Source organism: Pleomorphovibrio marinus (assembly GCF_003347495.1).
Taxonomy (GTDB): domain Bacteria; phylum Bacteroidota; class Bacteroidia; order Cytophagales; family Cyclobacteriaceae; genus Pleomorphovibrio; species Pleomorphovibrio marinus.
On the sequence record NZ_QCXY01000012.1, the window covers coordinates 45,851 to 58,920 of the forward strand.

9 protein-coding genes are annotated in these 13,070 nt (G+C 42.2%); 2 read left to right on the forward strand and 7 right to left on the reverse strand.

All coding sequences use genetic code 11. The features are described 5' to 3' along the window. Window positions 1–263: 263 nt before the first annotated feature. From DB520_RS22835 to DB520_RS22850, 4 genes are all read right to left on the reverse strand, one after another. The gene (locus DB520_RS22835; RefSeq protein ID WP_114752102.1) at window positions 264–2,633 is read right to left on the reverse strand and encodes an FtsX-like permease family protein; all 2,370 of its coding nucleotides are present in this window, start codon (window positions 2,631–2,633) and stop codon (window positions 264–266) included. A 63-nt stretch (window positions 2,634–2,696) separates the two neighbouring features. Then, window positions 2,697–3,074 carry a four helix bundle protein gene (locus DB520_RS22840; RefSeq protein WP_114752103.1) on the reverse strand — a complete coding sequence of 126 codons (378 nt, stop codon included), beginning with the start codon at window positions 3,072–3,074 and terminating at the stop codon, window positions 2,697–2,699. Between the two features lie 120 nt (window positions 3,075–3,194). Further along, window positions 3,195–3,893 (reverse strand): ABC transporter ATP-binding protein, encoded by a 699-nt coding sequence (locus DB520_RS22845; RefSeq protein WP_232835119.1) that lies wholly within the window; start codon window positions 3,891–3,893, stop codon window positions 3,195–3,197. Window positions 3,894–3,985: 92 nt separating this feature from the next. Further along, window positions 3,986–5,236 (reverse strand): efflux RND transporter periplasmic adaptor subunit, encoded by a 1,251-nt coding sequence (locus tag DB520_RS22850; protein ID WP_114752105.1) that lies wholly within the window; start codon window positions 5,234–5,236, stop codon window positions 3,986–3,988. A gap of 464 nt (window positions 5,237–5,700) precedes the next feature. Between DB520_RS22850 and DB520_RS22860 the strand changes: the two genes are divergently transcribed. Next, entirely contained in the window at window positions 5,701–7,089 is a 1,389-nt protein-coding gene (locus DB520_RS22860) for a sigma-54-dependent transcriptional regulator (RefSeq protein WP_114752107.1), read from the forward strand. Between the two features lie 184 nt (window positions 7,090–7,273). Beyond that, entirely contained in the window at window positions 7,274–8,434 is a 1,161-nt protein-coding gene (locus DB520_RS22865; protein ID WP_232835120.1) for a sensor histidine kinase, read from the forward strand. 85 nt (window positions 8,435–8,519) lie between these two features. On the opposite strand, the gene DB520_RS22870 is transcribed toward DB520_RS22865, so the two are convergent. From DB520_RS22870 to DB520_RS22890, 3 genes are all read right to left on the reverse strand, one after another. After that, window positions 8,520–10,961 (reverse strand): ABC transporter permease, encoded by a 2,442-nt coding sequence (locus DB520_RS22870; RefSeq protein ID WP_114752109.1) that lies wholly within the window; start codon window positions 10,959–10,961, stop codon window positions 8,520–8,522. Between the two features lie 458 nt (window positions 10,962–11,419). Next, a complete protein-coding gene (locus DB520_RS22885) occupies window positions 11,420–12,031 on the reverse strand; it encodes a Uma2 family endonuclease (protein ID WP_114752111.1) in 612 nt (203 codons plus the stop codon). 77 nt (window positions 12,032–12,108) lie between these two features. Then, window positions 12,109–13,059: an ABC transporter permease gene (locus DB520_RS22890; RefSeq protein WP_114752112.1), complete on the reverse strand. Its 951-nt coding sequence runs from the start codon at window positions 13,057–13,059 to the stop codon at window positions 12,109–12,111. Window positions 13,060–13,070: the final 11 nt, after the last annotated feature.

A 13,070-nucleotide genomic window follows, 5' to 3' on the forward strand; every position in this document is an offset into this window, starting at 1 on the left:
TTTCATGTGTTTTTGGGCTGTTTGGAATATTCCCCTCTTGAATCCGAACAGTTTTGTGCGCTAGCGGGCAAAGAAGGATTTACTACCATTCTATTTTTGGTTATTAATCAATTTTTTTTCACCCTATGCAATTAAAATTCTCATTTAGTTATTTGGAATGAAGACTTACAGTGCCCATTACAATAGCTCTCAATGCTAATCTTAATCCAATTGCCATATATCTTTGAAATGCCGCAAATGTAGGCAAGTCAAGCTCTTGGTAGCTACTCTATCTTCAACGTACTGGCAGGATTAATTTGAGTGGATTTATATGCCTGCAGGGTTACTGTCATATAGGCAATAATCAGGATAGCAACTGCTGCCATAGGAATAAACCACCAGGCAAAATCTACTCTATAGGCAAAATTGGACAGCCAACTCTGCATAAGCCAATAACTTAAACCTGATCCAATGATTATGGAAATCACCACAATCAGGATAAACTCTTTATTGATTACGTTGAGAATGGAAAAGGTAGAAGCGCCCAAGACTTTTCGAATCCCGATCTCTTTGGTTTTTTGTTCAGCAATATGAGAGGACAATCCCAAAAGTCCCAAACAGGATATCAGTATGGTTAAAATACTGAAATACTTCGCCAGTTCACTGGTACGCACATCATCCCTGTACATCCTGGCATAATTTTCATCCATAAAACTGTACTGAAACGGGAAGTCCGGGTTAAGGCTTTCTGCGGTGCTTTGTAGGGAGGACATCGTATTTTGCATATCTACCGCATTGACTTTAACAAAGGCATGATTGGCATATGAAGGATCTAGTAACAGAATGACAGGTTCCATCAGCTGATGAAAACTCTGAAAATGAAAATTCTCAACCACCCCGATAATTTCTCGCTCATCCCCAAGGACATTGAAGGATACTGCCTCTGGATGGTCTTGAGTGATCAGTTCGTAAGCCCGTCTATTGATTAAGGCTCCTTGAATTGAGTCCGCACCTTTGTCCCTTGAAAAATCAGTTCCTTTGATCAATTCAAACCCCATCGTTTCTATATAATCATAATCCACACGCATAATTTCAAAAAGTGCCGTAAAATCAGGATCTTTACCTTCCCAGGAAATGTTTCCACTACTGGAATTCCTGCCCATCATAGAATGATTGGATCTGCTTATGGCATTCACCTCGAAGTGGTTGCTTAACGCATTTTTGAACATCTCAAAATTCTCCATCAACTTGCCTTCTAACTGTATCAATACAAGTTGATCCTTGTCATACCCCAGGTTTTGTTTTAGTGCATAATTGATTTGCTGGTACACTACTACAGTACCCACAATTAGGATCGTCGCTAAGATAAACTGAAAGGTCACTAATCCTTTTCTGGCCCAAACCACAGCAGAGCCGGATTTGGCAGTACTACGGAACACAGAAACCACCTTGGTAGCTGAAAGATAAAATGCAGGATAACTTCCTGCCAGCAAACCTGTAAACAGCAAAACACAGATAAATTGCATCCAAAAAACCCCTTCATCATAAGGGATTCTCATTGTTTTATCGGTGAGGTTATTAAAAATGGGTAAGGTAAGTTGAACCAAAACTAGTGCAAACATCCCTGCAAAAACGGTCACCATTAAGGATTCACTCAAGAATTGACCTATCAGGGCGCCTTTTTCTGCGCCAACTACTTTTCTCACACCCACCTCCTTTGCTCTTTTTTGAGATTTGGCGGTGGATAAGTTCATGAAATTAATACAGGCTATGATAAGCACAAATAAGCCTATGATGGAAAAAAGCTTGACGTATTCAATTCTGCCTCCTTGTTGCATCCCATCTGCAAACCTTCCAAATAAGTACAAGTCCTGATGGGGATAGGCGAATAAAACGATATTAGAACCTTCATTTCTCTCCTTTATAAAACTTTGGATATTGGAGGAAAAAACCTGATAATCAGACTCCTTATTTAATTTTACCACCGTACTCGGTCCGTTATTTCCCCAATCATGAAGCCAAGAATTATAGGGTTTATCAAACATAAATTGGTAGGGAAGTATATAGTCAAATTGGTTGTCAAGATCATGGGCCAGAGGCTCTAAAACTGCCTGAACAATAAAGGAATGTTCTCCTTCGGTTTCCTTCATGGTAATGGTTTCTCCCAGTACATGGGAATGTCCAAATATTCGCTCAGCGGCTGTGGAGGTAAGCACAATATAGGATTTATCTGAAAGAGCCCTGTCTCTGTCACCATGCATGATGGGATACTGAAAAATAGAAAGGTAGTCCTCTCCTGCATAAAATCCGTTTAGGTTTAGCCGCTTCTCGTCTTTTACAAACAGGTTCTTCTCATTCCATGAATAGGTGGCAGCTCTTTCCACCTCTGGATACTCCTCCTTCAACGCATTGGCAAGCAGACCAGGCGTAGAAGTGGTGGTGAATATATCAGAGCCGTATCGTTGGTGTTCCATGATGCGGTAGACTTGATCAATCTCCGCAAATTCCCGATTCATATTCAACTCGGACCGGACCCATAATCCTATTAATATGGCTGCCCATAGCCCTAGTGCCAATCCGAAAAGGTTGATGAAGAATGTGAGCCTGTGCTTGGCAAATCCACGAAGTGCGATTTTGAAATAGTTTTTGTACATGGGAATGGGGGAAAGGGTGTTTAGAGGTTTAGAGGTTGGGATGTTTGGAGGTTTGGAGGTTGGTTATCCTTTTTTGATTGCTTTTGGTTTAAGGGTGTTGCGGAAAGCGGCTATGCTATTCATTAGAACAAATGCGTTGTTGTAAATTTTGGAAAACACCTCGTTGGTGATATAATTTCTTCGAATGGCTTTGTGTAAGCAAGCTACTACTTCAGCCAAGGATCTAAGGGAATATCCTATGAATCTATTGAATTCAGCGTTTGATTGCCCTGTAGCACCCTCGGCAATATTGAGAGCAATGGAATCAGAGGCTCTTAAGATCTGGGAGCTCAGATTATACATTTCTTCTTTGGGGAAATCTTTGGACAAGATGAATATCTGTTCACCAAAATCCATTGCACTCTTCCATATCCGCAATTTTTCAAACTTAAAATTTTCCATAACTGATAAGAATCAAAACAAATGAAACAATGAACCCTACAATAATTACTCAATTCACAAAGCCCCAACATCCCAACTCCCAAACCTCCCAACATCCTAACACCCTAACATCCAACCTCCCTAAACATGAAACTGCTCTCTAATATTCTCTGTCACCACCTTACCGTCAAAAAGGTTGATGATCCTATGGGCATAATTGGCATCATGGGGTGAGTGAGTCACCATCACTATGGTCGTTCCTTCATTGTTCAGTTCCTCCAAAAGCCGCATCACCTCCTCCCCGTTTGCAGAGTCCAGGTTACCCGTGGGTTCGTCAGCCAAAATCACCGCGGGTTTGGCCACAATGGCCCTGGCAATGGCTACCCTTTGCTGCTGCCCACCGGAAAGCTGCTGAGGGAAATGGTCCCTTCGGTGCATAATGTGCATGCGGGACAACACCTCCTCCACCCTTCTTTTTCGCTCATCGCTGGGGGTTTTGAGGTATAGTAGAGGAAGTTCTACATTTTCGTAAACCGTCAATTCATCAATCAGATTAAAACTCTGAAAGACAAAACCGATATTCCCCTTTCTCAATTGGGAACGCTTTCTTTCTGAATAATTTGCCACCTCCTCCCCGAGGAAGAAATACTCCCCTGACTCCGGGTTATCCAGTAGGCCGATGATATTCAGCAGGGTTGATTTACCACATCCAGAAGGCCCCATGATAGCCACAAACTCCCCTTTTTTGATTTCAATATTGATCTCGTCCAAAGCGGTGGTCTCTACCTCCTCCGTGGCGTAGAGCTTTTTAAGATTTACTGTTTTTATGGTGTTTTCCATTAGGTTAGAAGTTATATTCCTTGATATAAATTTTATTGAAGTTATTACTATTGTGTGGTGAAAGGAATTTTTCGACTTCCTTGGCCCCTGTGTTACTTCAGGTTCAGCACCTCATTTTTACCAAAATTTTCGTACCCACTTACAATTACCTTTTCTCCTGGCAGAACCCCCTCTACTACCTCGTAGTATTCCGGATTCTTCCTACCCAATCGGATATTTCGCCTTATTGCTTTTCCGGACGATTGGTTCACCACAAACACCCAGTTACCTCCGGTGTCCTTGTAAAATCCCCCAGTGGGTAATAGAGTTGCCTGTTGGCTTTCTCCTAGTTCCAGCCTAATCCTTACAGTTTGCCCTCTTCGAATGCCCGAGGGAACCTCACCGGTAAACGACATATCTACTTCAAATCTTCCTGCCGTCACATTGGGGTAAATTTTGGAAATCTCTAATTCGTGGTTTCCACCTGAAAAACTAAAGGTGCCCTTCAATCCTGTATAAACCCTAGGCAAATAAAGTTCGTCTATCTGAACCCTTACCTTGAATTTATCGAGAATATCAATTTGACCAAACCGTTGTCCAGGGATTATGGATTGACCGATTTCAATCTGTTCAGTTGAAAGCTGGCCTGAGATCGGTGCCCTCAATGCCAAGTTATCCAGGATATGCCCTACCCCATCCAGGGATTGGTTCATTCTCATTTCCGAATCCTGCAATTGTTTTTTCTGAATTGCCCGGGACATAGAATCATTCCTGTAAGCTTCATAGGTTAGCTTCTTACGCTTGACATTATACTCATATTGTTCCTTCACCTCTTCAAATTCCCGGTCTGAAACCAACTTTTTAACATGAAGCTCCTTAAACCTTTCATATTGGGGCCTGAACAAGCTTATCTGATAATCAATTTCCGCCAGTTGTGCCTGCTGGCTGAGGTCATTTTGGTCCAACTGCAACCTTACCTGCCGCAGGTTGTTGATCTGGAAGTATAACCCCGATTCCCTTTCCATTACCTCCAGTTGCAACTTGGAATTGGAAAGCAGCAGTATGGTGTCGCCCTTTTCGACCACAGCGCCAGATTCTCTGACAATGTGTTGAATATTGCCTCCTTCCAGGGCATCTAGGTAGAAAACCTCACCAGGTTCAATGGACCCACTCACTGGAATATAATCGGTAAATTCCCCTTCCTTTACGGTTGCAATGGTCACTCTTTCCATATTGACATTCATGGAGGACCTGGTATCTGCTAGCAACAACTGGTAGATCACAAAACCAAGTAACAAAGCAATTCCCAGAATCAGAGCGATGAACTTGGGAGTCCAAGTCTTTTTTTCAAGCTTTCTATCCATTATCCATGTTTTCCATTAATTCTCTCCTCCCTGTTTGCCAATTACATGCCATGAGAAAAACAGCCTGAAATTGCCAAAATTGCCTAATTCACCATAAAATGCCTGCAGATTTTCGAACAGAATCGTCCGCTAGCGACCAAAATTCAACGCAGGATGCGGTCAAAAAAAGTACGATATCCCAGGAAGAAAAAATAAAAATTGCTCATTTGAAGAGGATTGCCCGTTTTTGGGAAAACCTTGTTCGACTGTATCATTTCGGTACAAGTTTTGGATTTCTCTGAATTGCAAGACACCCAGTAACAAAAAAAAGATGAATAAAATACTTTTGAAAAATCACACCATGAACGCAGAGAAAAGGAAATCAGGACACTATTCAGGTATTGAGGATTGGTCGTTTTTATTCTTTGGAAATATGACCCGGATTCAGCTGCTAACCGTACCTTTCAACCCCCACATTCAATAGCATGAAAGAGCAAAACCCAGGAAAGATCCTGATCGTTGATGATAACGAAGATCTTTTAAAGGCCGCCAAAATTTTTCTGAAAAGGCACTTTTACCAAGTAGACACAGAGACCAACCCGGGACTGCTTCCCATTTTGATGGTAAACGAACAGTATGATGTCATCATGCTAGACATGAATTTCACCAAGGATGTGAGCAGCGGACAGGAAGGATTTTATTGGTTGGACAGGATTCTGGAACTCGATTCATCGGCGGTAGTTGTATTGATTACGGCCTACGGAGATGTAAATACCGCAGTTAGGGCTATTAAGGAAGGAGCCACTGATTTCGTGCTAAAGCCATGGGAAAACGAAAAATTGTTGGCAACGCTGCATGCTGCCCTTCAGTTGAGGCAATCCAGAATGGAAATCAGCCAATTAAAGGATCAGCAACAACAGATCTTTCAGGATATAGACAGTAAATTCAAAGATATCATTGGACAAAGCCCATCCATGGTCAAGGTGTTTGAAACCATAGAAAGGGTGGCAGGCACAGATGCCAATGTCCTAATTCTCGGAGAAAACGGAACTGGAAAGGAACTAATAGCACGAGCCATACATAGAAACTCCAAAAGGCACAGGGAAGCATTCGTGGGAGTTGACCTTGGATCCATCACCTCCTCCTTGTTTGAAAGTGAACTTTTTGGTCATAAAAAAGGTGCATTTACCGATGCCAAAGACGACCGTATAGGTAGGTTTGAACAGGCTAATAAGGGTACCCTGTTCCTCGATGAAATTGGAAACCTCCCCTTGGCCTTGCAGTCCAAATTATTAGCCGCCCTACAAAATAGAGAGGTAACAAAAGTAGGAGCCAACAAAACAGTTCCTATTAATATCCGCCTGATTTCTGCTACCAATATGCCTGTCCATACCATGGTATATGAAAATAAATTCCGACAGGACTTATTGTACCGCATCAACACCATTGAAGTCACGCTTCCACCTTTACGGGAAAGGTTAGAAGACATTCCCCTTCTTGCCGATCATTTTATAGAGGTATATGCAAAAAAATACAACAAAGACATTCGCAAAGCAGGGGAAGCCCTTATCAAGCGGATGCAAAAATACCATTGGCCTGGAAACATCCGGGAACTCCAACATAGCATTGAACGGGCAGTAATCATGACCACCCGCGGCGTATTACAGCCGGAGGATTTATTCATGCAGAAACACCAAACGCCCGAAAAACAGGAAGACTTGGTCTCTCTGGATCACCTCAATATTGAGGATGTGGAAAAAATCCTTATCCGCAAAGCACTTCAAAAACACAACGGGCATATCACCCGGGCAGCAGAGGAATTGGGATTGACAAGATCATCACTTTATAGGAGACTGGAACGGTATGGGCTTTAGATCTTTTTCTCTTGGGGTAACAATAAGGGTAATCTTAATCGTGCTCGTCTCTTTAGTAGGGTCGTATTTATTTGTTCAGAACGGTTCCATTCCCCAGTCCATTTTATGTTCAGGAGCAGTGCTTCTTTTATCCTTAAATCTAATAACCTTCGTATCGCGAACCAATAGAAAAATAAGTAGGTTTTTGGAATCCATCAGGTATTCTGATTTTTCCAGTTCCTTTACAAAGGACAGCAACCTGGGCAACTCCTTTAAGGAACTAAACATGTCATTTAATGAGGTCATTGAAGCTTTTAAAAGAACCAGGGCCCAAAAAGAGGAACAGATGCTTTTTTTACAAATTATGATTCAACATGTCAATACTGGAATCATTTCTTTTACCAGCACTGGGAAGATTGGAGTCATTAACGGCACCGCCAAGCAATTGCTGCAGATACCCCAATTCAAAGACATCCACGACCTGGGAAAACTATCTATGGAGCTTCTGGATGAGGTTCTTAGCCTCAAACCAGGGGGGGCATTTTCATTAAGGATCGATTCGGAACTCCACCTGAATGTCCAATCTGCAGCCTTTAAAATGGAGGGTCAAAGCTGGACGCTACTTTCCTTTCAGAATATCAAATCGGAACTGCAAAAGAATGAATTGGAAGCCTGGCAAAACCTCACCAAGGTGCTTCGCCATGAAATCATGAACTCCATGACTCCCATAGCGAGCTTAGCGAGTTCACTGGGAATAATTTTAGAAGAGGATGTCACAGAGAAAGAAGAGGGAACCCTCTTTCTAAATAAAGAAAGTTACTTGGACCTGTCCGAAGGTTTGGCTACCATTTCCAAAAGAAGTATTGGCCTTGTAGATTTCGTGAATGCATACAGGGATTACACAAACATCCCCCAACCAATCATAAAAGCATTCCCTGTACGATCTCTTTTTGAGAACATACGAATTTTACTTAGCGAAGACCTATTAATTTCCAACATTAGCCTTACCTGTGAACTTTCACCACTTGACCTTGAAATCATAGGGGACCAAGAACTTCTACAAATGATCCTTATCAATCTGGTAAAAAACGGTAAGGAAGCCATGGCAAAGGCAAGCAACAGGACCATCCTCTTGAAGGGGGGCGTAGACAACCATTCCCAACCTTACATCCAAGTCATAGATCATGGAGAAGGAATTGTACCGGAGGCTTTGGAAAGGATATTTGTACCTTTCTATACCACGAAGAAATCCGGCTCTGGCATTGGCTTGGCCATTTCGAGGCAGATTATGAACCTTCATAGAGGAAACTTGGAGGTTTCTTCGGTCCCGGGAGAAAGAACTGTTTTTACATTGAGTTTCCGCTGATGGCTAGAAATTTGCAGAGATTCAACACATTTTACCTGCTTTCCCATCAAGGGAAGATTCATCTTTTCGTTCGCACCATTTTATTTTATTCGGCCCGAAGTGCGTTCACAGGATTTTCCAACGCTGTTTTTATGGTTTGAAGGCTGACGGTAAGAAGGGCCACAAACCAAACCAATAGTATCGGCAGCCCCAAAAGCCACCATTGGATTTCCATTTGATAGGCATAGTTTTGAAGCCAATTTTTCATTACAACATAGATAACAGGTAATATGATTACACTTGCTGAAGCTATGAGCACGAAAAAATCCTTGGAAAGAATGGCCACTATGCTTACGATGGAAGCCCCCAAAACTTTACGGATGCCTATCTCCTTGGTTCGTTGTAAGGTCATATAGGAGGAAAGTCCAAACAGTCCAATACAGGCAATAAATATGGCCAAACCTGCAAAAAGGCTGAAAATCCTTGCGAATTTTTGTTCAGAAAGGTATTGACTATTGAAATAATCGTCGAGAAAGAAGTATTCAAAGGGACTATTGGGAAAGGCTTGTTCCCATCTTGCCTCAATTAGGCTCAAGGCAGTAGGATAGTCTCCAGAACTTATTTTCACAGAATAATATTCGCCCGCCCATGGTGCATTGAGGTATTCCTTTAAAGCAAATACCATCGGTCCCACTTCCTTATGGAGCGATTCCTGATTGAAATCCCTGATCACTCCGATAATCATTTTGGCGTATGTATCTTCATCAGATTCATGCCAAATAACTGTGTTTTGAGTTGCATCTTCGGCATTTTCAAACCCCAGCTGGCGTGCTGCCGTTTCGTTAATGATCAAATTACCACGATCAGAAGTAACTTTAGGGGAAAAATTACGGCCTGCAAGGAAATCTGCCCCGTATAATTTGAAAAAATCTTCATCAATTGCGATGATATTTATGCCTTTTCCATTCTCTGGCTGTGCTGGCTGGTAAAACTGCCTAGCCCAACTCAGTTCCTTGCCAGGGATATTAGAGGAAACACTTACTTTTTGGATTTGGGGAAGCTTGTTCACTTCGTTTTTGAAAAAGACTAAATGCTGTTGATAAGTTGAATCCTTAATTCCCGGGCCCTTTACGATAAGCGTTCGTTCCATATTCAGCCCCTTATCCTGCTCTTGCATAAAGCCAAGCTGCCGGCTTACACCCAAGGTACCCGCAATAAGGGCTATAGAGGCGGCAAATTGGAATATAGTCAATACTTTTCTAATTGGTACACCCTGACTTGGGTTCTTTAAATGGCCCCTTATCATTTGCAAGGGTTGAAAGGAAGACATTACAAACGCCGGGTAAAGACCCGATAATAAAGTGCCTGTCAAAAACAATGCTCCTACGCCAATGCTCATTCCAGAGGAAGGAGTAGGAGAAAACTCTACCTTCGTAAGTGTTTGGAAAAAAGGCATTAATAGTTGCGAAAGCATAATTGCCGAAATAGCTGCCAACCCATTGACCATAAAAGAGTCGGTCATAAATTGTGCGATCAGCTGCCGTTTACTGGATCCCACTACTTTTCTAATGCCAATTTCTTTAGCCCGCTCCACATATTTGGCGGCGGTTAGGTTCACGTAATTGATCCAGGCGATAACCAAAATAAAAATAGCGATAAGAGTTAGGAACCAAACCATCTTTCGGCTACCGTTAGGTGCTGCTTCCGCCTCCAGATGGGAGTCTAGGTGGATATCCTGGATTGGCTGTAGATTTAACGTGGAGGTGTATCCTGCTTTGCGCCATTCGGCCAAACTCTCTCCCAGATATTTTTCCAGTACCTCCAAAAATTTTCCTTCAACTACTGCCAAATCACTCTGAGGGGCTAGTTCCACATAATTATAAAAATTGCCCCAATCCCAGTTTTCATCCAAGTTCCATGGAATAGAATTGAAGGAGATGATAAAATCGGTATGCACATGGGAGTTTTCGGGAATATTTTCAAAAACTCCACTAACCTTTAATTGTGTATTCCCCCATTCCCCCATATAAAACATAAGTTCTTCCCCATAGCCATCTTGCCCGGGAAAATACTTTTCCGCCATCTCCCTAGAAATTACCACGTTGCTGGGTTGGGTAAGTGCCAGGTCCCTATTTCCGTGAACCAAATTAAAAGAAAACATGTCAAGGAATTCCGCATCTGCATAATAAACTTTGTCTTCATGAAAACTCCGGTCACCCACCTGCATAACGGGATCCGACATAAGAGGGGCCGTATGAACTAATCGGGCCGCTTCTATCACTTCCGGAATCTCCCGTTGGAACGCCGGGGCCAATGCAGGGGGTGTCTGGGCCCGTTTCCCGACCATTTCTCCATTTAAGTAAGCGTAGTCTGCTATGCGATACACCGTCGGTTTCCGAAAATTATCGTAACTCAGCTCAAAGTTCACATAGTGGAGGATGAGCAGACAGGCCGACATGGCAATAGCCAATCCAACAATATTTATAGCACTGAAAACTTTATTTTTCCAAAGAGTTCGGTAGGAGATTTTAAGGTAGTTTTTGAGCATTCTCTATTGATCTATTTTTCAAAAACATTTCTGCTACATTCATGCCATCAAAAAAATTCCAAAAACCGCCTAATTGGTTTATTTCATCAATTAACACAAATTCAATTCGGACAAAATCGTCCGTCGACGGGCATATTGATTTTTTATCCCTTCCCAGGTTTATCTTCAACACTTAGGATAATAATGAATAAGGTAAATTGTAATGGTCAAATGGCACTGTCATTAATATCGGCAAACAACTTAAATTATTATACTTGATTTATCTTATTGAAACGACCAATCACTTTCGCTGTATTGATCTAATTATTGACAAGGCAAAGTCTAAACTCACAGAATCGCTGATAAAGGATTTGAATTTTCACTTAAATCAGGGACATCTGTTAGTTCGAAGGAATACTTATAGGTTTTAGACAAAACAGGGGAAACTTTTTCCTCCACTCCAACCTATAAAAAGGTTTTCAATTAATTTCATCAAAAAATGCCTCCAAATCCAATTCAAATCCTAAAATAACCGAGGATTTGGCAGTATCACCGGAAGTCATCCAGCGAGAGGGTTGATAGGTGCCTTGAATCAGCGTGTATATCAGGAGGGTCTGCCCCTCGGGATCCATCAGCCAATATTCTTTTACTCCAGATTCCTCATAAACCTCATATTTGTGTTGGAGTTCAAGCTGTTTGTTGCCGGGTGACAGTACTTCCACCACTAGATCAGGTGCACCTATACACCCCCTTTCGTCCAACTTGTCTAAGTCGCAAACCACGCAAATATCCGGTTGTACAACTGTGAAAATTTTATCGTCTTTTTTCGACTTAACTGGAAGCCGGACATCGAAGGGAGCAATATAGGCCTGGCATTTTTTCCCTTTCAAAAACACGTTCAATTCGGTGTATAAATTCCCAGCCCACCATTGGTGAATCCTCCTTGGAGCAGCGGCGGCTTTTCTGAAGACTTTCCCTTTGATCAATTCAACCATCTCCTCCATATCCCATGTCAGGTAATCCGCATAGGAATAGTTCCCGTAGCTCAAATCGGGTTCTTTTGCCAGAGATTTGCTGTCCTCTTTTTCCATACCTAAATATAATCAATTGGAAGTTAACGTGGAAAAAGATTCAACCCTAAATTCCTCAGGATTTCGTCTTTACGCACCTATTCGCTGCGTAGAGACTCAATAGGATTTATAAGGGCAGCCTTCACCGACTGGAAACTCACCGTCAGCAAGGCAATCAGCATGGTCAATACCCCAGCACCTATAAAAAACCACCATTCCAGGTCTATTTTATAGGCGAAATTGTCCAGCCAGCTATTCAGCAATATCCATGAAACAGGCAGGGCTATCAGCCATCCGATTAGGATCAGTCCTAAATAGCTTTTTGAAAGCAAGGTCGTAATCTCAACCACGGAAGCCCCCAACACTTTGCGTATGCCTATTTCTTTTACCATTCTTGAAACGGTAAAGGCAGTCAACCCCAACAATCCCAGGCATGAAATAAAAATAGCGATCACTCCAAAGATGAGAACCAATCTGCTAATCATCTGTTCGGACAGATAAAGCCTTTCGTGTTCCTCATCCAAAAAATGATATTCAAAGGGATATAACGGATTTATGGCTTCCGTGACCTTCCTCAGATCGGCTATAGCATTTTCCAGTTGCCCATCAGCAGACCTTACTAAGAGATAGGAAGCATTTTCTGGTTGCAGAACAAGGATCAGCGGAGTGATGGGGGTGTGCAATGACTGCAAATGAAAATTTTCCATCACACCAACTATTGGGCCGGTACCATTCCAAAATGTAATTTCTCTCCCTATAGGATCTTCTTCAATGCCCATTAGATCCAACGCCTTTTGATTCACCAGATATGCAAGGGTATCACTTGGATGCAAAGGGGAAAATTCTCTTCCTTCTTTCAGCGGAATACCCATTGTAGTTGCGAAGTCATACCCTACCCAGGCCGCAGAAACCTTTGACTGGAGATCTGGATCTTTTCCAGGCCAAGAAAGGTCTCCTGAGTATGCCTGTATGTTGATTGGCAGAAAGGTGGAGACAGTTGCGGATTTTATAGCGGATGATTTAATGACTTCCTGTTGCAGCACTTCCATATTGTGGTAAA